This is a genomic window from Agrobacterium sp. LEGMi-208b (assembly GCF_059511785.1).
The window spans coordinates 2,967,917-2,987,298 of record NZ_CM183445.1; the positions used below are offsets into that span (position 1 = coordinate 2,967,917).

Sequence of the window (19,382 nt, forward strand, 5' to 3'; positions counted from 1 at the left end):
AAGCATGGAAACCAAGGCGAACTACACCATAGTCGGAATTTTCACGCTGATCGTGATCGCCGCCGCATTCGGCTTCGTTTACTGGATGGCGGAATTCGGCCGTGGCGGCCCGACGGCGCAGCTTGTCGTGCGTATTCCAGGCTCCGCCAACGGTCTTTCCGTCGGTTCTCCGGTGCGCTTCAACGGTATTCCCGTTGGCACGGTGCGCGGCCTTGCCATCGACCGCGATGATCCGGCCTATTCCATCGCCTTTACCGAAGTGCAGGCCGATGCCCCGGTTTTTCCGTCCACGCGCGCCGTACTTGAAATTCAGGGCCTGACGGGCGCTGCCTATATCGAGCTTTCCGGCGGCAACAAGGATGGCGAGCGCATTCTGCAGAAAGCCGTCGAAAGCGGCGTTCCCGCCGAGCTGACGGCCGATCTTTCCAGCGTCACCAACCTGCTTGCGACTGCCGACAAGATCCTGAAGCGCGCCGATGGCGCGATCGGTGAATTGCAGGGTTTCGTGCAGGATGCGCGTGGCCCGCTGACGCAGACGGTGCGCAATGCCGAAAAATTCTCCGATGCGCTGGCGGCCAATTCCGACGGCATCAAGAATTTCATTGCCAGCCTCAGCTCGCTTTCCACCACGGTGCAATCGGTCTCGGTGCGTCTCGACGGCACGCTGACCGCCATCGAGGATCTGGTGAAGGCCGTGGATGCCGGCAAGATCGATTCCATCCTGTCGAATGTCGACAAGGTGACGAAGGATGTCGCGTCGGCTTCGAGCGATATTCAGGGCATCATGGAAACGGTGCAGAGCACGGCGCGCAATTTCGAGGCGGCGAGCACCGAGGTGCAGACGGTCGTAAAGCGTGCGGATGATCTTCTCGCCTCCGTCGATCCCGCCAAGGTGGGCACCGTGGTTGATGACGTTTCCTCTGCGACCGCCGATGCGCGCGATGCGGTGGCGAACTTCAAACGGATCGCCGATGACGTCGGCGCGCGGCGCGCCGATATCGACCAGGCGGTTTCCGACTTTACCGAAATGGGCCGCAAGCTGAACCTCGCCTCCAGCCGCGTCGACGGCATTCTCGCCAAGGTGGACGGCATGCTCGGCACCGATGACGCGAATTCGCTGTTTGCCAAGGCGCGTGAAACACTGACCTCGTTCAAGGCCGTCGCGGACAATCTCAATGCCCGGATCGGCCCGATCGCCGACAATCTGACCCGTTTCTCCAGCTCGGGCCTGAAAGATTTCCAGGCGCTGATCGGCAGCACGCGGGTGACTGTCGACAATCTCAACAATGCCATCACCAATATCGACCGGGATCCGCAGCGGTTGATTTTCGGCGGCGAAACCGTGAAACAATATGATGGCAGAACAAGGCGCTAAGAGGGGTATGGGCCAATGAGACTATCGATGAACGGCCAAAGGCGCCGCGCCCTCCTTCTGGCTCCGCTGTTTGCCGCCTTGATGGCAGGCTGTGCGGGGGCGCCGAAGAACGACACCTTCGATCTCTCCGTCTCTTCGGCAGCCGTGGCGCAGGGCCCTTCGCTGAAAAGCCGGCAATTGCTGATCGCCGATCCGACCGCGTTAAAGGCGCTGGACAGCGAAAACATCGTGGTGCGCCTTTCCGGCTCGGAAGTGCAATATCTCGGCAATTCGCAATGGAGCGACCGCCTGCCGCGCATGGTGCAATCCAAGCTCGTGGAAGCCTTCGAGGATACCGGCAAGCTCGGCGGCGTCGGCCGGCCGGGGCAGGGGCTGGCGATCGATTATCAGGTCGTGACCGATATTCGCGCCTTCGAGATCGATACGGCGAAGAATATCGCCAATATCGAGATATCGGTGAAGCTGCTGAACGACCGCAACGGCACGGTGAAGGCGCAGGAGGTGTTCCGAGCCAGCGCCCGCGTCAGCGGTTCCGGCAACGCCAATTTCGTGAAGGCGCTGGATCAGGCCTTCGCCGCCGCCACGCGCGAGATCGTGGCCTGGACGCTGAAATCGCTTTAAGTCTTTGCGGCGGTCATCAGCGCTATAAGAAATTGCCTTATGTTTCGTGCAGGGCTGGTTGATGACCGGCCTTGCGCTCAATGTTTCCGATCCGCGAGAGTTTCTGATGCGATTCCTGGTGGTGTGTTGCCTTCTTCTGATTACCGTTCTTTCCGGGACGGGCGCTGCCACGGCCGCCGGCCTGCGGTTGATCGAGGTTCCATCCACCGATGGCAAAGCTCCCATCAGAGCGGCGGTCTGGTCGCCCTGTGCGGCAGAGCCGGTGGAAACCCGCTTCGGTCCCTTCGTATTGCCTGTGGTGCGCGATTGCCCGATCATTGACGGACAATATCCGCTTATCGTCATTTCCCATGGTTTCGCCGGCACATATTTCAGCCACCGCGATACGGCGGCGGCGCTGGCGGATGCCGGTTTCATCGTCGCGGCGCTTAATCATCCCGGCGATAATGCGATTGATATGAAGCGGGCAGGCGAGCTTTCCGCGCTGACCGACCGGCCGGCGGATATTATGCGCCTGCTTGATCATATGCTGGCGGGCTGGAAAGAGGCCGGCGTCATCGATGCCGGGCGGATCGGTGTCTTCGGATTTTCGCGCGGCGGTTATACGGCGCTGGTGCTTGCCGGCGGCGTACCGGATTTTTTAAACAGCAGATTGCCATGCCCGGACGAGCAGGCGCCGATATGCGCGCAGATGCGGGACAAAAGCGCTGTTGCGAAAGACCGGGCTCACGATAAGCGGGTAAGGGCTGCGGTTGTTGCAGACCCGCTCAATGCCTTTCCCGGTGCTGAAAATCTGAAAGATATCGGTATTCCTGTCCAGCTGTGGAGTTCGGAACAGGGCGGTGATGGCATTGTGCCGGAGGATGTTGCGAGATTGCGCGATGAACTGCCGGGAAAGCCGGACTACCGGATGGTGAAGGGGGCAGGGCATTTTTCGTTCATCGCGCCTTGCCCGGCAGAAATGGCAAAAGCTTTGCCGCAGGTTTGCAGCGATGCGCCCGGTTTTGACCGGGCAGAGTTTCATCGTGGTTTCAACGCCGATGTCGTGAGCTTTTTCAAGGAATCGCTACGCTGAAGTTTTGCTGTCTCTAGCGGTGGCCGTCGATCAGACGGCATCCTGCGATTGCCATTCCGGCAGCGGGAAAATCCGGTCGTAGCTCCAGTTGAAGACGAAAGCATAGACCACGTAAAACAGCGCAAACGAAACATCCATCACCAGCGCATGGGCAAGGCTGATGCCGAGATACCAGGCGATGAAGGGCATCAGCACGATCAGCAGGCCAAGTTCGAACAGCAGGGCGTGTGCGACGCGGATGGCGGGCGTCTTCAGCGTCGTACCCTTCAGGCGCTGCATCGCATGGTCGAAGCCGAGATTATAGACGTAGTTCCAGATGGTGGCGAGGGTGGCGCTGACCAGACCGACAATGCCGATATCTTCCAACGGCATGCCGAAGACCAGCGCACCGAGCGGCACGACGAGCAGAAGGCCGATGATTTCGAAGCTGAGCGCGTGGCGAATACGATCTTGCAGGGAGCGCATTTCATTCTCCGGTATGTGACCGGGCCGTCCCGCATGCTGTCGCCGATATGGCCGAGGTCGTCCTCGCGCTGGGTCATATAGAGGTTTTGGGCGGAATTTTCAAGCGCGAGCGTTAAGGGCAGCCGATGTCACGGGGAGGGCACCACTTGTTTCTTCTCCCCGGCGGGAAGAAGAATACACGGCAGCGCCTCGGGCATTTCCGGGGGAAGAGAGGCGCGATTCGGAACAAGACCGGCCGCATTTTCGTTATGGCTTATGGAAGGAGGCGTGCCATGCAGCAGAAATCCTCTGAGGGGAGAACGATAAAGGCCGCCAATTCGGCAAAGGTTTCGACTTACACGCCAAGCCTCATTTCTCTTAAGGGAAGTTACGTGGCGATGATATTTCGCAGACCGCTTTGCCGAAATCCGCTGGATGTGCGCAAGAAATAAGGGCGACGGCATTTGCCTGTTGCCTGCCCCCCGCACACCAATGACGACGACTGCCGAAATGATGATGAGCTTTAGATGTCTCTAAAGTGTGATTTTCAATCCGGCCCGTCTCCACCTAGACTGGAGATTGCCACAAGAGCGAAGGGAGAATGACATGAAATCAGTTCTCATTATCGCCGCTGTCTTTGGTTTTTCCGCCAGTGCAGCGCTTGCAGAATGCGCAGGTCATCAACAGATCAACGCTTCCGTTCCTGCCGTAGACCGTGAATTCAAAACCGCAAGCATCGTTCCGCCGACAGAGCCGGTGGAAAAGCCGGTCGTCATCCTGAAAAAAACCGACCGCCTTCCGGCAGCGGTTGCGACGACGGGTGAACCGGAAGCCGCAATGCAACGCATGCAATAGACCAAGAACAACAACCTCTTCATTCTGAAAATCCCGTGCGTGAGGTGATCCGCACGGGATTTTGCCGTGAGGGGGCAAAGACGGTGCCCCTGCTTTCACGGCTGCCCTTGCCGGTTTCGCATAGGTTTGCATCGGCGACTAGCTGTCGAGTTTCAGCGACAGCTGTTTCGGCCCTTCGTTCTTTTTGAGCACGTAAAGCGGTCGGGTGATGATGACTTCCGTTCGCCGTTGCAGTTCGCGGCGCCGTTCGAGCGCGCGTTCGCGCATGTCGCGCGAGCGGGCAACGACCGAGAGTGCATTTTCTATGGCTGCGTCTGCTGGGTTCATCGCTGAGCTCCATAATGTTCACTTTATGTTCTCATTATTGGTCGCTTGTGTCAAGACTATGGCAGGGTCGCTGGCACGCGATCAGGGGGCTTGGCGCGGATGAGCAGGCCCGGGCGCGACGGGCTGCGCCGGGGGATCGCTGACGCACGAGATCGGCTTCGCGCCACACGGCGAGACCTCACGGCACGAGCCGTTCCGGCAGTGTCGACAGGGACACTCCGGGTCTGCTGCGTCGATTTTCACGATGATGTTTTACGCGCGCAGGCGCTGATCCGCCCGGCTTCGGGAAGGATCAGGAGAGGGGACGTTGATCCGGCGCGGAAAGGCCGCCGGCGGACAATAGATCGGTGAGATGCTCGCTGGCGAGCGCTACGATGGCAAGGGCGGCCTGCTGGCGGTTCCAGCCGGCATGTTCCGCTTTTTCGATCAGCCCGTGAATGGAAGGCTCCAGCGCGAACTGGCACTCGGCCTGATAATCCATGGTGTCTATCGAAAGCGACGGGGAATTGATTGAGGCCCGCATCCTTTGGTCTCCCTGTTTTCCGTCATGCCCATCATACGCGAGACGCAAATCGAACATGCACATTCAGAGGCCGGTGATATCGGGTATGCTCATGAGGCCCGCATATCACTGGCAGCGAATCCCCCAGCAGGCGGACGTTAACGGCAAGTCTTGATCGCTGTCAACGAGCGCGCGGCGGCGATGATGTCACCTTGTTCGTTTTCAGAGCCTTCCATTCCGGAAAGGCTTTCGACGCCAGATCAGCAGAGCCATCACATAAAGCGCAAAAAGCACGAACCATGTAACGGGCAACACCATGAAAAGCGCTGCATAAGCGCAATTTCCCTCAAAACAGGAGCCGAGAAACCCGGAATCGGCAAGTGCTGCCGATAATAAAAACGCACATATCCCGCTCCCGACCGCGCCGAGGATGAAAAGCAATATGTTGGTGAGCAATCTCATGCGGCCGATCATAAGGACGATTGAGACAGCTTTGGGGAAAGGTGCGCAACGGGTTGAAGCAAATCATCACCGGTGCGGCGGTTCTCATGGCTGCGTCATCGGGGAAGCGACGACCGCTTTTAACGGCTCGCCAAAGCGTGTATTCGCCCGTGCCGTGAGAAAGTAATTGAGTTATTAAATTATAAATTTCAATAGCAACTTTGCATTTCTTGAGATTTATTTTTTTAATGTTTAGATATTCACGCTTATTTTTGGATATTTTATTTATCTTTGTCTCATTTTAGCTTTATTATTGCAAATAATTACTTTTAAATCATATGATTTCAGGGGGTTTTCTGAAGTTTTCAATTGGAAAAGCTGGGTCGTAGTCCGAGCAGGCGGATTATCCCGCGATGAAGGATATTGAATTTGTGCGGTCATTCATTTTCCCGCCATTTCGGGCTGCCGGCTCTCCTGGCGCTTGCCATCCTGACGGCAGGCTTTTTCACGCAGGCGTCAGGCCAGTCGCGTGTGTGTAAGGATCCCACGCCGGCCGCCAATCTCAACGAAATGGTCGATGCCATCTTTGCCTGCTGGGTGCCGCCTGACGATACCGCGGGGCTGGTGGTGACGCTACAGTTCATTCTGCACAAGGATGGGCAGATAAGGGGAAAGGTGGTGGTGACGGCCGCACGCCCGCAGGAGGACAGCCCGCGACGCAAGGCCTTCATCGATTCGGCCATCGACGCCGTAAAGCGGGCGTCGCCCGTTCCGTTTACCGAGGAATTCGGCAGCCGCATCGCCGGACGACCGTTGGCACTGCGTTTTGTGGGCGCAAAGGCAAGCGTGCCGGAAATAAAATTGTAGGTATTTCGAAATGCATCCGTCAACCGCGGCGGCGCGGTCACTTTTGCCACTGACAGCTTACTCCTCCCGCATCGCCTTGCTGATCTGATCCGTGAGCGGCTTAACGAGGTAGGACAGCGCGGTTCTTTCGCCGGTCTTGATGTAGGCCTCCACCGGCATACCCGCCAACAAGCTCAGATTGCCGAGTTTCGCCAGTTCATCCGGCTCGATCCCGATGCGCGCTGTATACCAGCTTTCGCCCGTCTGCGGATTGCTCACGAGATCGGCCGCGACCGTTTTTACGTGGCCCATGATTTCCGGCGTCGTGCGCTGGTTGAAAGCGGAAAAACGCAGGGTCGCCTGCTGGCCGACGTGTATCTGGTCGATATCGGCCGGCTGGATTTGTGTCTCGACGACCAGCTGGTCATTGACCGGCACAATCTGCATCACGGTTTCGCCGGCGGTAATCACGCCGCCAATGGTGTGGACGGCGAGTTCATGTACGATGCCGTCCTGCGGAGAGCGGATATCGATCCGCTTCAACTGATCTTCGGCGGTGATCTTCTGTTCCGAAAGCTCGGCGAGCTTGTTGTCGACATCGCGAAGTTCCGTCAGAACCTCCGCCAGCCGGTCCTGATCGAGCTGAAGGATCTGCAGTTCGGTTTCGGTGATACGGGTGGCCGCCCTGGCAATCTCGGCGATCAGCTGTCCGCGCTCGCCATCGAGCTGCGCCCGTAGCCGCTCCAGCTCCGCCAGACGGTTGAACTGGATCAGTTGCTGCTCGTTGAGGCTTCTGACACGAATAAGCTCCTGTCCGATCCACGACAGCTCCTCCGCTTTGGCATTCTTGCGGACGACAAGTCCCTCGTTTTCCTGCCGTATCTGGTCGATCCGCTGTCCGAGCTGGGCCTTCTGGCCGTCTATCGTGCGTCTCCGGGCGGTAAAAAGCGCCGTTTCCGCATCGATATATTCCGCCATATCTTTTTGATCGGGATCGCCGGGCAAACCGACCTGCACCGCCAATGCTGCGGCATTGTCGCGTTCCGCCACGAGCCGCATTCTTCTGGCGTTCAATTGCCCCATTTGTTTCGCGACGATGGAAAGACTGGCTCGTGTCACCGTATCGTCGAGCCGGATGAGCAGATCGCCCGACTTGACGATCGCGCCGTTGCGCACGCCGATCTCGCCGACGATGCCGCCTTCCCGGTGCTGGATACGTTTGACGTTTCCATCAACGACAACAGTGCCAGTACCGATCACCGCACCGGACAGATTGGCCGTGGCGGCCCAGCCGCCGACGCCAAAAACCATGAGAGCGAGGGTGAATAGCCCCGTCATTGTATAGTGCCGAATTGAACGGCCTGCCGCAGTTTCTTTCGTCGATTTCATGCTTTTTCCGATACTGCACGCATTGTCGTCTTGCGAAGCACCTCGTCGCGTGGCCCGAAGGCCACCATCGTGCCTTGGGCAAGGACGAGAACATTGTCGACAGCCGAGAGCGCATTGGGGCGATGCGCGACAATCACCACGATGGCACCGCCCCGCCGCGCGATGGTGATCGCATTCGTCAGCGCCAGTTCGCCTTCCGCGTCGAGGCTGGCATTCGGCTCATCCAGAACGATCAGGAAAGGTTTCCCGAACAGCGCCCGCGCGAGCCCGATCCGTTGCCGCTGACCTGCGGAAAGTATCGCGCCACTCGTGCCGATCCTCGTATCATATCCTTCGGGCATCGATAGGATGAGGTCATGCACATCCGCCAGTTTTGCCGCTTCGATAATGTCCGACGGTTCAACTGAGCTGGAAAAACGGCTGATGTTTTCCGCAATCGTGCCGTCGAACAGCTCGACGCCCTGTGGCAGATAACCGATCGACGGGCCAAGCGCTTCAGGATGCCATTGGTCGAGTTCCGCCCCATCCAGCCTAATCGTTCCCCTTGCCGCCGGCCAGATGCCGACAAGCGCGCGCACAAGTGTTGATTTGCCGGAACCACTTGGCCCGATGATGCCAAGACCCTGTCCGGCCACGAGCGAAAAGTTCACGTCGCGAACGGACGGCAATTGAGAACCCGGAGCGGCAATCGACACACCCAAGACGGCAATTGACTTCGAAGGCGTGGGCAGCGGCATTTTCTCCCTGTCCGCGCCGATCTTGTCCAGAAGCTGGCTGACACGATCTTTGGCCTGCCGGAAATTAACAAAGCCGCGCCATTGGCCTATCGCCTGCTCGATGGGTGCAAGCGCCCGCGAGGTGAGAATGGAGGCGGCGATCATCGCACCGGGGGATGCCAGCTGCTGGATGGCAAGCCATGCGCCCAACGCCAGTACCGCGGATTGCAGCGCCAGCCGGAAGATCTTCGAAAAGCTCGAGAAGCTGCCGGTGGCATCGCTCGCGCGCCGCTGCTCGTGAATATAGGCGGCATTGGTTTGCGACCATTTTTGCGCATAGGCGCTCTTCATGCCCATGGCGTGCAATGCCTCCGCATTGCGCCGTCCGGCCTCGACGAATTCGGCGCGTGCCGACGACAACATCGAGACTCTTCGGGCCGGGTCACGCAGCACCGCTTCGCTGCAGAGCGTCATGACGATCAGAACGGCAGCCCCGGCGATCGCCAGCCAGCCCAGATAGGCGTGGAACAGAAACAGGATGCCGATATAAAGCGGCAGCCAGGGCATGTCGCAAATGGCAACCGGGCCCGGACCGCTCATAAATTGCCGCATCTGCTCGAGATCCCGCACCGGCTGTGCGGCCACTTCCTTTTTCGACATTTTGAGCGGCAGCAGCAGCACCGCATCGAAAGTCGGCCCGCCAAGCTGTTCCTCGATCCGCTCGCCGATGCGGGAGAGGATCCTCGCCCGGATCAATTCGAGAATGCCGAGGAATACATAAAGAACGACGGCAAGTACCGACAGGGCAACGAGCGTCGGCACGCTGCGGCTGGCGAGAACCCGGTCGTAGATCTGCATCATATACAGCGGACCGGTCAGCATCAGGATATTGGTGAAAGCGCTGAGCAAAGCGACCGAGAGAAAAGCACCTCGGGTTGCGCCCAAAGCAGCGGCAACCAAAGGTCGCCGCCCTTCATGGTTCAAATGTCTGGGCACGGCGCAGATCCTGGACGAGAGGGCGTAGCGTGTTCGATAGAAGATCGTGGGCATACTAGTGGATATGAAGTCATCCCAAACGCCTTGATTAATTACCGTTTTTAAAAACCACAGTTCTCTCTGGGATTACGTGGGGCAGTTCCTGAGGAGTTAATACGCCCCGACGTTGTTCTGAACATGCTGACACCAATAAGACGGCGGATCGGAAAGTCATTTTCTCTCCCACTGCGCGCTGCCGTCTCGCCGCTGCGCCACCGAGATTATCGGCGAAAAGTCCAGTCCCTCGAGCTGCGTCGGAGACAATTAACATATTGTGTGAACAAGATAGCACAATATTAATAATTTTTATTTTGCATTTTTGTGGATGTATAATCTTTTACATAAATAATAGATAGAAATAAAAAAATGAAATCAACCCATATTTATTATAAAAATCTCGATAATATATTAAAATATGGAAATTCTTTATTTAATTTAGTGAAAATATTACGATAAAATCAACTAGGATAAATTAAAATGGCAATAATTATAGGAAAGTCAACGTCAGATACTATAGCCGGCACGGCTGCCAATGATGAAATTTATGGACTCGGCGGTAACGATCTTTTGGTCGGAGGCGAGGGTAATGACACGCTTGATGGCGCAGCCGGCGACGACACGCTGCATGGAGGGCCCGGCGACGATGTTCTTGACGGCGGCGAGGGTAATGACCGGCTTTTCGGCGGTGATGGCAACGATGATCTGGACGGGAGAGCCGGCAACGACATGCTTAACGGCGATGCCGGCGATGATGCCCTGCGGGGCGGCGACGGCAATGACACCTTGAACGGTGGTGCCGGGGCCGACCGTCTGATTGGCGGAGACGGCGTGGACACGGCGACCTATCCGAATCCGGTGACGATCAACCTGAAGACTGGGGTCCATACGGGCGAAGCGGCGGGCGACACCTTCGAAAGCATCGAGGTGATCCAGGGTTCTTCGAAGGCGGACACCTTCGTGGGGACGGCTGGGGCCGATATGTTCGACGCAGGTACGGGCAAAGATTTTTCGGCGGAATATATAGACACGATCGACTATTCGACGTCGTCTTCGGCAGTCAACGTCGACCTCATGCAGGGGACTGGTTCTGGGGGCGACGCGGAGGGCGACAGGTTGATCGGCTTCGAGCGGGTGATAGGTTCGGGCTTTTCCGATACGCTGTCGTCCACGAGGGGGCAATATCATTTTCTTCAAGGCGGCGACGGCGACGATGTCTATGTCGTTGGCAGCGGGAGCCCGGTGGTGGTTGAAGCGGCCAATGGCGGTGATGACGAGGTGCGAATCGGGGGTAACACCTTGGGGGGGCTGTGGGAGAACGTGGAGCGGCTGACCTATACAGGTACCGGCGCGTTCACCGGCGCCGGCAACGATATGGCCAACTTCATAACGGGTGGGCCAGGTGATGACAAGCTGTATGGCAAGGGCGGCGACGATACGCTTCGTGGCGGAGCCGGCAACGACATCCTTTACGGCGAGGTCGGAGATGACGTCCTTGAGGGCGGCTCTGGTGATGACACGCTTCATGGCAGAGCCGGGGACGACCGCCTGATCGGAGGTGACGGCATTGATACTGCGGTGTTTACCAGCAGGCGCGTCAGCTACGACATTAGCTATAATACCGAAACGCAGACCTATACGGTAAGTGATCTGCGCTCCGAATCCGATGGTCGCGATCAGGTTACGGGGGTCGAGCGGTTTCAATTCGCGGGCGACGTGGTTCTTCGCGAGGCCCTGAACCCGAAGATGGAGAACCGGGCGCCAACGGATATCGTGGTGACGGGCGGCGTCATTACCGAGAACAGTCCCGCCGGCACTGTCGTGGCGACGCTTGCGGGCGTAGACCCGGATGCGGGCGACACGGCGACCTTTGCTCTTGTCTCCGGGGCGACCGACAGTTTCGAACTGGTCGGTCGGGAGATCCGGGTAAAGGCGGGTGCGGATATCGACTACGAGGTTACGCGTTCGCACGAACTCGTTGTGGCGGTCATTGATACCGCTGGCGCGACCATGAAAAAGACAATCACCATCATGGTACGCAATGCGGCTGATGGTGGTGTTGCCGGCACAGCCGGGAACGACAGATTCATCGGCAGGGCGGAGGCGAACACCTTCTATGGTGGCGATGGTATCGATATCGTCAGCTATATAGACAGCGACAGTGCGATCACAATCAACCTGATCACCAATATCCACACCGGCGATGCGGCAGGCGACATCTTCAAAAGCATTGAGGTATTCGAGGGCACGCGCTTTGGCGACACCTTCATCGCCAATACCGGTGCGAATACCTTCGTCGGCGGCGAGGGTATCGACATTGTCAGCTACGCCAGCGCCTCAGCAGCCGTGCTCATCAACCTCGCGACGGGCGTTCATGCGGGCGATGCGGCGGGCGATACTTTCGAGAGCATCGAGGTGATCGAGGGGACACGCTTTGGCGACACCTTCATCGACCATGCCGGGGCGAACGCTTTCATTGGCGGCGATGGCATAGATAGCGTTAGCTATGCGGGTGCTTCCGCAGCCGTCAGCATCGACCTGACGTCGGGCGCCAATGGTGGTTACGCGGAGAACGACCGTCTGATCTCAATAGAGCATGTCATCGGCTCAGGCTTTGGCGACAGACTGTCTTCATCAATGGCCGGACATGTAATGGCCGGCGGGAACGGTAACGACATTTATGTTCTGGGTGATGCGAATGTTCAGATCATCGAGGCCGGGGATGAAGGGATCGATGCGGTTGAGACGGCGCTTTCCAGCGTAACGCTGGGCGCACATCTGGAACGCCTGACCTATACGGGCAGCGGCGCCTTCATCGGCGTCGGCAACGATCTCGACAACGTCCTGATCGGCGGCATCGGCAATGATACGTTGATCGGCCTGGGCGGAGCGGACTATTTCGTCGGAGGTGGTGGGGCGGATCGCTTTGTCGGCGGCGACGGCTTTGACATCGTCAGCTACGCCACCGCCTCTGCTGCCGTGAGTATTAATCTGGCGACCGGCGTTCACAGGGGCGATGCGGCGGGCGATACTTTCGAGGACATCGAGGTAATTGTTGGTTCGGTTCATGACGACAGCTTTATCGGTAATGCCGATGCGAACATCTTTCACGGCGGCGACGGCATCGATAGCGTCAGCTATGCGGGTGCTTCCGCAGCCGTAAGCATCGACCTGACGGCGGGCGTTAATGGCGGTGACGCTGAGAATGACCGGTTGATCGCAATCGAGTATGTGATCGGCTCGAACTTCGGTGACAGGCTGTCGTCGGCGACGGCTGGACATGTGTTGGCGGGCGGGCTCGGCGCCGACGTCTATTTTCTGGGCGATGTGGATATTCAGATCATCGAGAGCGTAGGCGAAGGTATCGATGTGGTGGAGACGGCGCTCTCCGGCGTGACGCTCGGAGCGCATCTGGAAAACCTAACCTATACCGGCAGCGGCGCCTTCATCGGCGCCGGCAATGATCTCGACAACACCATTATCGGCGGCATCGGTAATGACATTCTGATCGGCGGCGGCGGGGCGGATCGTCTGGTCGGCGGCGACGGTATCGACATCGCCAGCTATGCCAGCGCCTCTGCAGCCGTGAGCGTCAACCTGGCGACGGGCGTTCACACGGGCGACGCGACGGGCGATATTTTTGAGAGCATCGAGGTGATCGAGGGTACCCGCTTTGGCGACACCTTCATCGGCAATGGCGGCGCCAATCGTTTCGATGGCGGCGACGGCGTCGATACAATCAGCTATGTCTCGTCCTCGGCTGCGGTGAACGTCAACCTGACCACCAACGTCAATCTTGGCGGTGACGCGGATGGCGACAGTCTGGTCTCGTTCGAGTGGGCGATTGGCTCAAGCTTTGGCGACAGGCTGTCGTCGGCGACGGCTGGTCATGTCCTGACCGGCGGGCTCGGAAACGACGTCTATGTTCTGGGTGATGCGAATATTCAGATCATCGAGAACGGGGACGAAGGCATCGATGCGGTGGAGACGACGCTCTCCAGCGTGACGCTCGGAGCGCATCTCGAGCGCCTGACCTATACCGGCAGCAGCGCCTTCATCGGCACTGGCAATGATCTCAGCAACGTTCTGATCGGCGGCATCGGTAACGATACGCTGATCGGCCTTGGCGGGGCGGACTATTTTATTGGCGGTGCTGGGGCGGATCGTTTCATCGGCGGCGACGGCTTCGACATCGTCAGCTATGCGGGCGCCTCCGTGGCCGTGAACATCAATTTGGCGACGGGCGTTCATACGGGCGATGCCGAAGGCGACACCTTCGAGGAGATTGAGGTTGTGCTTGGTTCGAAGCATGACGACACCTTTGTCGGTAATGCCGGGGCGAATGCCTTCATCGGCGGAGACGGTGTCGACATCATCAGCTACGTCTCGTCGTCTGCTGCGGTGAACGTCAACCTGACCACCAATGTCAATCTCGGCGGCGAAGCGGCTGGCGACAGTCTGGTCTCGTTCGAGCATATTGTCGGCTCAAGTTTCGGCGACAGGCTGTCCTCGGCGACCGAGGGGCATATCCTCGAAGGCGGCTTTGGCGACGACATCTACGTGGTCGAGCGTTCAAGGGTGCTGGTCGTCGAGGTCGGCGGCGCGGGGATCGACAGGGTGGAGACCACTCTCGAAGCCTATACGCTGTCCTCCGGTGTGGAGAACCTGACCTATACGGGCAGGGGCGCCTTCATCGGCACAGGCAACGATCTCGACAACGTCCTGATCGGCGGCATCGGTAATGATCTGCTGATCGGCGGCGGCGGCGCGGACCGTCTGATCGGTGGCGACGGCATCGACATTGTCAGCTATGCCAGCGCTTCTGCCGCCGTGAGCATCAACCTGGCGACGGGCGCTCATGCGGGCGATGCGACAGGCGATAGTTTCGAGAGCATCGAGGTGATCATCGGATCGGATCATGATGACACCTTCATCGGCAATGCCGGGGCCAATGTCTTCATCGGCGGCTGCGGCGTTGATACCGTCAGCTACGCCGAGAGTAATATTGGTATTACGGTCAATCTGACGACGGGCGTGCATGGCGGAGGCGCGGAAGGCGACGTGTTCAGAAGCGTCGAGGTCATCCTGGGATCGAACGCCAATGATTTCTTCATCGGCGATGCGGAGGCGAATGTCTTCAATGGGGGCGCAGGCGCCGACACGGTGGTGTTCCGTGGCAAGCGGAGCGATTATACCATTACTTACGATGGCATCACGCAGACTTATATGCTGAGCGATCGGCGGTCGGGGGCTCCGGATGGTGACGACAAGATCACTGGCGTCGAATTGTTCCAGTTCGCCGACCGGACCCTTGGCGTCGACGCATTGCTGAGCCCGCCGAATAATACACCGACCGATATCCTGGTGAAGGGCGGGACCATTGCCGAGAATAGCCGAGCCGGCACGATCGTCGCAACGCTCGCGGGCATCGATCCCGACGCGGATGATACGATGAGTTTTTCGCTCGTCGCCGGAGCGACCGACCGGTTCGAACTGGCCGGCAATGCGATCCGGGTGAAAACAGGTGCGGTGCTGGATTTCGAGACGCAAAGCGCACACGAACTCGGCATCACTGTCACGGATACAGCTGGTGCGACCTTTACCAAGGAGATCACCATCATGGTGAGCGACGTATTGAATGAAGGTGTCCGTGAAGGTTCCGCCAAAAAAGACATCATCCATGGCAAAGCCGTGGACGCCTTTATCTACGGCCATGCCGGCAACGATATCCTCACCGCAGGGGTCAATGGTTCTACCCTTTGGGGCGGCACCGGCGATGACGTGATCTCCGGAAATTGCGCCGATGATCGCGTTATCGGTGAGCAAGGGGACGATACGCTCTCCGGCCTTGAGGGCAGGGACACTTTCGTGTTCAGCGCGAATGAGGGAAATGACGTCATCTACGATTTCAATGCCGCCGAGGATATCATCGAGATCCATGGTATACCGCTGGCGACGTCATTCGAGCAGATCATGGCCAATATTTCCGAGGCCGACGGCCAGACCACGATCGACTTCGGCGACAACAATCGAGTATCGCTCGACGGAATGAGTAAGTGGCAGCTCACCACTGAAAATTTCATCTTCGCCTGACACAATTGAAAAACAGGCCGGGCGGTTTCCGCCCGGCCGTTATCGCGAATATGCGCCGCCCTAACATTACAGTTGCGTTTTCTTGGGGTGTCTGAACTATGGGTCTTCATGCTTTTGCTCTGTTCCCCAAAAACTGGACCGTTTTTGGGGAACAGAGCAGTCCAGAATACCAGTCGTCAGCGAATTCTTTGACTAGAGCCAGACTGTCGGTTTTGGTGCTGACGCGCCACTCCTTGCCATCGAGATAGGTGGAGCATTGCCACAGCGAACTGTTGGCGCGGCGGTAGACGCGAACCTTGTCACCAAGAACTGCATGAGAGGTGATTTTATCTTCTCAGAATATATGATAAATCTGTGAGAATTATTCCAGCCGCCCAGCAGATGAAATCCATGCTAAGTGCTTGGAAAGATTGGTGGGTGATGTAGGGCTCGAACCTACGACCCGCTGATTAAGAGTCAGCTGCTCTACCAACTGAGCTAATCACCCGACCGGCACCGTGTGGCGGTGTGAGGGGGCGTATAAAGGGGAAGTTTGGGCTTGTCCAGCGCGGAAATGAAATTTCTTCGATTTTTGTGACGAAAAAATTTCAGCCGCGCTGGAAAAGGCTGTAAATCCGGGGGTTTACGGATTTTTTCTTTTATTCATCCGCGCCTGAAAGCCCGGCCGACAAGGATGAGGATACAGGCGCCGATGAAGCCGGCGATGAGATATCCGAGCCAACCCGTCAAAACGATTCCAAATACCGAAAGGATGGCGTTGGCGACGATCGCGCCGACGATTCCAAGTAGGATGTTCATGAAAACACCCATATTGCTTTTCATGAATTGTTCGGCGAGCCACCCGGCGACACCACCGATGATGATGGCTGCGATCCAGCCAATGCCAGCAGATTCCATGATTTCCTCCCATGTTGCTGCATCATCAAAGGTGATGATTCTCGTGGTGAAAAGCAAGGCAAACTCCTGAAAACCTCGCTTTATGCGGGTGGTTTTCCGCGCGGCAGGCGCTAAATAGCCAAATGCGGCGCAAAGAGACGAAAGGCATGGATGTGCGGTTGATGTTCGGCGGATTGATGGACGGCAGACGGGTGTTCGGCGGCTTGGCGCCGGATCGGCGGCAAAAGAGCGCCATGGCGGCGGTAGTGGCCGTGGTGCTTTGTCTGGCCGGCGGTCTTTTGTCGGCACTGCCGGCCGAGGCGCAAGGGGAAACAACATCGCCTGCGCCTGTGGTGATCCAGGCTTCGACCGTCGAACAGGCGAGGGCGGAGCTGGAGAAATGGAAGGCCGATGTCGCTGCGATCGCCAAGCAGGTGGAAGCGGGCGGCAGCGACGATGTGCAGCTTGTGGACCTGAAGGGCCGCGCCGACACCATCGCCGCCGATGCCGCCGCTGCCAATACCAAGCTGCGCACCCGTCTCGACCAGATCAAGACCCGGCTGGATGCGCTGGGTGCAGCGCCTGCGGACGACCAGCCGCCGGAGGCCAGCATGGTGACGGAGGAGCGAAACCGGCTGACGGCGGAACGGGCCGAGGTGAATGCGATTGCCGGCGAGGTGGAGAGCACGGCCACCAATGCCGCGCAGATCTCCAACAACATCACCGCCGTTCGCCGGGCGCTTTTTGCCGCCACGCTGTTCAAGCGCACCGAGGTTTCCGCGCAGACGCTGGGCGATGCTTCCTCCGCCTTTCTGACGGAGTTGACCAACCTCAACAACGCCTTCAGCAGCTGGGCGGGTTTCGTCTGGAATTACAAGCGCCTGCCGATGTTCGGGGCGGTGACGCTGTCGATCATGGCCGCCCTGCTGTTTCTCGTGGGCGGTTACCGCTTTTTCGGCAGCCGCATGGACCGGCGGGCGTTTACGGGCGAGCCTTCCTATCTCAGAAGGCTTTCGGTGGCCTTCTGGTCGACCATGGTGCAGTCGCTGTCGCTGTTCCTGTTTCTCGTCACCTCCGCCTTCTTCCTGGATAATTTCAACGTGCTGCGGTCAGACATCGCGCCGATCCTGTTCGGGGCAATGGCAATCACCGGTTTCGTTTATTTCGTCTCGCGGCTGAGCTATGCGATCTTTGCGCCGACGCAGCCGGAATGGCGTCTTCTGAAGGTGTCCAACAAGGGCGCGCACACGCTGTCCTCGGCGGTGCTGCTGATGGCGCTCGTCAACGGGCTCGACTACCTGTTCGGCACGATCAGCGAGACGCTTTATTCGCCGCTGATCGTCACGGTTGCCAAGAGTTTCGTCGCCTCGATCATCATCGGCCTTATTCTGCTGACCGTATCCTTCCTGCGGCCGGTGATCGGCGAGGGGCAGGATTACGAGACCGGCAACCAGCGCCTGCCGCGCTGGCTCGTCATCCTGCTGCGGGTGGGCGGCCTCGTTCTCATCGGCGCCTGCCTGACGGGTTATGTCGGTCTTGCGCGCTTCCTTGCCACGCAGATCGTCGCCACCGGCGCGGTGCTGGCGACGATGTATATCGGCATTCTCTCCGGCAAGGCGATTTCGCGACAGGGCGCCTTTGCGGAATCGCTTGCCGGCCGTTATCTCGCGCGGCGTTTCGGTCTCGGCGTGGTCGCGCTCGATCAGGCCGGCCTTGCCGCGGGGCTCGGCATCTATGCCGTGGCACTTGCCTTCGGCGTGCCGCTCATCCTGTTTTCCTGGGGTTTCCAGCCGGGCGATATTGAAAGCTGGGCCTATCGCCTGTTGACCGGCATCACCGTCGGCAATGCCTCGATATCGCTGATCGGGCTGTTCGGCGGCGTTCTCGTCTTCGCCATCGGTTACATCATCACCCGCTGGTTCCAGAAGTGGCTGGACAATAACGTCATGGCACGCGGCCAGGTGGATGCCGGGGTGCGCAACTCGGTCAAGACCGGCATCGGTTATCTCGGCATCGCGGTGGCCGCCATCTTCGGCGTGTCTTCGGCCGGTCTCAACCTCTCCAGCCTGGCGCTGGTGGCTTCGGCCCTTTCGGTCGGTATCGGTTTTGGTCTGCAGAACATCGTCTCCAACTTCGTCTCCGGCCTCATCCTGCTGGTCGAGCGCCCCTTCAAGGTGGGCGACTGGGTGGTGACCGGCACGACGGAAGGCACCGTGAAACGGCTTTCCGTGCGCGCCACCGAGATCGAAACCTTCCGTGGCCAATCGATCATCGTGCCCAATTCGGAGTTCATCAATTCCTCCGTTGGCAACTGGACGCACCGCAACCGCATCATGCGCGCGGAAATTCCGGTTTCCGTCTCCTACGATTCCGATCCGCAGCAGGTCATGGATATTCTGCTGGAACTGGTGCGCGCCCAGCCGCCGGTGCTGCGCAATCCCGAGCCGCATGTGGAATTCCTCCGCTTCGGCGATTTTTCGCTGGATTTCGAACTGCGTTTCCACCTTGCCGATCTTTCGAACGGGCTTGGCGTGAAAAACGCTCTCCGTATCGCCATCCTCCAGCGCTTCCGCGAAGAGGGCATCGCCATCCCGTTCCCGCAACGCAACCTCAACATCCATGTGGAAGGCGACGCCAATCCGCAGATGCTGGCGGCGCTGCTTTCGGAAGAGGGCGACAAGGCGGTGGTGGCTCATACGGGGGCTGCATCGCCAGAGAAAAAGGCGCCGAAGAGCGACAAGGCGACAGAGCCGAGGGAGAAACCCGGCGCGAAAGCGTAGATCGCTGTTG

15 protein-coding genes and 1 tRNA gene are annotated in these 19,382 nt (G+C 58.6%); 8 read left to right on the forward strand and 8 right to left on the reverse strand.

Annotated features, from left to right (window positions below; genetic code table 11):
* Positions 1–4 precede the first annotated feature (4 nt).
* From AC5YUO_RS14515 to AC5YUO_RS14525, 3 genes are all read left to right on the forward strand, one after another.
* A complete protein-coding gene (locus AC5YUO_RS14515) occupies positions 5–1,375 on the forward strand; it encodes an MlaD family protein (protein WP_400817651.1) in 1,371 nt (456 codons plus the stop codon).
* 15 nt (positions 1,376–1,390) lie between these two features.
* The gene (locus AC5YUO_RS14520) at positions 1,391–1,996 is read left to right on the forward strand and encodes an ABC-type transport auxiliary lipoprotein family protein (protein WP_496153785.1); all 606 of its coding nucleotides are present in this window, start codon (positions 1,391–1,393) and stop codon (positions 1,994–1,996) included.
* Between the two features lie 106 nt (positions 1,997–2,102).
* On the forward strand, positions 2,103–3,071 hold the full coding sequence (locus tag AC5YUO_RS14525) for an alpha/beta hydrolase family protein (protein ID WP_496154873.1): 969 nt from the start codon (positions 2,103–2,105) through the stop codon (positions 3,069–3,071).
* Between the two features lie 30 nt (positions 3,072–3,101).
* Here the strand turns inward: AC5YUO_RS14525 and AC5YUO_RS14530 are convergent, their stop codons facing one another.
* Positions 3,102–3,536: a PACE efflux transporter gene (locus AC5YUO_RS14530; protein ID WP_309585752.1), complete on the reverse strand. Its 435-nt coding sequence runs from the start codon at positions 3,534–3,536 to the stop codon at positions 3,102–3,104.
* 272 nt (positions 3,537–3,808) lie between these two features.
* On the opposite strand from AC5YUO_RS14530, the gene AC5YUO_RS14535 reads away from it, so the two are divergent.
* A complete protein-coding gene (locus AC5YUO_RS14535; protein ID WP_496153786.1) occupies positions 3,809–3,967 on the forward strand; it encodes a hypothetical protein in 159 nt (52 codons plus the stop codon).
* Between the two features lie 154 nt (positions 3,968–4,121).
* Complete coding sequence (locus AC5YUO_RS14540) at positions 4,122–4,370, forward strand: hypothetical protein (RefSeq protein ID WP_400817643.1); 249 nt, start codon at positions 4,122–4,124, stop codon at positions 4,368–4,370.
* Between the two features lie 138 nt (positions 4,371–4,508).
* Here AC5YUO_RS14540 and AC5YUO_RS14545 read toward each other — a convergent pair whose 3' ends face one another.
* The 3 genes from AC5YUO_RS14545 to AC5YUO_RS14555 all read right to left on the reverse strand — a co-directional run bounded on the left by AC5YUO_RS14545 (position 4,509) and on the right by AC5YUO_RS14555 (position 5,673).
* Positions 4,509–4,697: a hypothetical protein gene (locus tag AC5YUO_RS14545; protein ID WP_496153787.1), complete on the reverse strand. Its 189-nt coding sequence runs from the start codon at positions 4,695–4,697 to the stop codon at positions 4,509–4,511.
* A 292-nt stretch (positions 4,698–4,989) separates the two neighbouring features.
* Positions 4,990–5,220 carry a hypothetical protein gene (locus AC5YUO_RS14550; RefSeq protein ID WP_400817641.1) on the reverse strand — a complete coding sequence of 77 codons (231 nt, stop codon included), beginning with the start codon at positions 5,218–5,220 and terminating at the stop codon, positions 4,990–4,992.
* A 201-nt stretch (positions 5,221–5,421) separates the two neighbouring features.
* Complete coding sequence (locus AC5YUO_RS14555; RefSeq protein WP_400817639.1) at positions 5,422–5,673, reverse strand: hypothetical protein; 252 nt, start codon at positions 5,671–5,673, stop codon at positions 5,422–5,424.
* A 396-nt stretch (positions 5,674–6,069) separates the two neighbouring features.
* On the opposite strand from AC5YUO_RS14555, the gene tolA reads away from it, so the two are divergent.
* Complete coding sequence (gene tolA, locus AC5YUO_RS14560) at positions 6,070–6,507, forward strand: cell envelope integrity protein TolA (RefSeq protein ID WP_496153788.1); 438 nt, start codon at positions 6,070–6,072, stop codon at positions 6,505–6,507.
* Between the two features lie 57 nt (positions 6,508–6,564).
* Here the strand turns inward: tolA and AC5YUO_RS14565 are convergent, their stop codons facing one another.
* Both AC5YUO_RS14565 and AC5YUO_RS14570 read right to left on the reverse strand, forming a co-directional pair.
* Entirely contained in the window at positions 6,565–7,875 is a 1,311-nt protein-coding gene (locus AC5YUO_RS14565) for an HlyD family type I secretion periplasmic adaptor subunit (protein ID WP_496153789.1), read from the reverse strand.
* Entirely contained in the window at positions 7,872–9,587 is a 1,716-nt protein-coding gene (locus tag AC5YUO_RS14570; protein ID WP_496153790.1) for a type I secretion system permease/ATPase, read from the reverse strand. The genes AC5YUO_RS14565 and AC5YUO_RS14570 overlap by 4 nt, the downstream gene beginning before the upstream one ends.
* Before the next feature lie 516 nt (positions 9,588–10,103).
* On the opposite strand from AC5YUO_RS14570, the gene AC5YUO_RS14575 reads away from it, so the two are divergent.
* Entirely contained in the window at positions 10,104–15,716 is a 5,613-nt protein-coding gene (locus tag AC5YUO_RS14575; protein WP_496153791.1) for a hypothetical protein, read from the forward strand.
* Positions 15,717–16,127: 411 nt separating this feature from the next.
* Here AC5YUO_RS14575 and AC5YUO_RS14580 read toward each other — a convergent pair.
* Positions 16,128–16,203: transfer RNA gene (locus AC5YUO_RS14580), tRNA-Lys, on the reverse strand.
* A gap of 155 nt (positions 16,204–16,358) precedes the next feature.
* A complete protein-coding gene (locus AC5YUO_RS14585) occupies positions 16,359–16,613 on the reverse strand; it encodes a GlsB/YeaQ/YmgE family stress response membrane protein (RefSeq protein WP_279655056.1) in 255 nt (84 codons plus the stop codon).
* Positions 16,614–16,735: 122 nt separating this feature from the next.
* Between AC5YUO_RS14585 and AC5YUO_RS14590 the strand changes: the two genes are divergently transcribed.
* Positions 16,736–19,372: a mechanosensitive ion channel family protein gene (locus tag AC5YUO_RS14590; protein WP_496153792.1), complete on the forward strand. Its 2,637-nt coding sequence runs from the start codon at positions 16,736–16,738 to the stop codon at positions 19,370–19,372.
* The last annotated feature ends 10 nt before the right edge of the window (positions 19,373–19,382 follow it).

Bases quoted from the DNA above. Each gene is read 5' to 3' on its own strand.
- AC5YUO_RS14515 (WP_400817651.1), top strand. From the start codon at position 5: ATGGAAACCAAGGCGAACTACACCATAGTCGGAATTTTCACGCTGATC.
- AC5YUO_RS14520 (WP_496153785.1), top strand. From the start codon at position 1,391: ATGAGACTATCGATGAACGGCCAAAGGCGCCGCGCCCTCCTTCTGGCT.
- AC5YUO_RS14525 (WP_496154873.1), top strand. From the start codon at position 2,103: ATGCGATTCCTGGTGGTGTGTTGCCTTCTTCTGATTACCGTTCTTTCC.
- AC5YUO_RS14530 (WP_309585752.1), bottom strand. From the start codon at position 3,536: ATGCGCTCCCTGCAAGATCGTATTCGCCACGCGCTCAGCTTCGAAATC.
- AC5YUO_RS14535 (WP_496153786.1), top strand. From the start codon at position 3,809: ATGCAGCAGAAATCCTCTGAGGGGAGAACGATAAAGGCCGCCAATTCG.
- AC5YUO_RS14540 (WP_400817643.1), top strand. From the start codon at position 4,122: ATGAAATCAGTTCTCATTATCGCCGCTGTCTTTGGTTTTTCCGCCAGT.
- AC5YUO_RS14545 (WP_496153787.1), bottom strand. From the start codon at position 4,697: ATGAACCCAGCAGACGCAGCCATAGAAAATGCACTCTCGGTCGTTGCC.
- AC5YUO_RS14550 (WP_400817641.1), bottom strand. From the start codon at position 5,220: ATGCGGGCCTCAATCAATTCCCCGTCGCTTTCGATAGACACCATGGAT.
- AC5YUO_RS14555 (WP_400817639.1), bottom strand. From the start codon at position 5,673: ATGATCGGCCGCATGAGATTGCTCACCAACATATTGCTTTTCATCCTC.
- AC5YUO_RS14565 (WP_496153789.1), bottom strand. From the start codon at position 7,875: ATGAAATCGACGAAAGAAACTGCGGCAGGCCGTTCAATTCGGCACTAT.
- AC5YUO_RS14575 (WP_496153791.1), top strand. From the start codon at position 10,104: ATGGCAATAATTATAGGAAAGTCAACGTCAGATACTATAGCCGGCACG.
- AC5YUO_RS14585 (WP_279655056.1), bottom strand. From the start codon at position 16,613: ATGGAATCTGCTGGCATTGGCTGGATCGCAGCCATCATCATCGGTGGT.
- AC5YUO_RS14590 (WP_496153792.1), top strand. From the start codon at position 16,736: ATGCGGCGCAAAGAGACGAAAGGCATGGATGTGCGGTTGATGTTCGGC.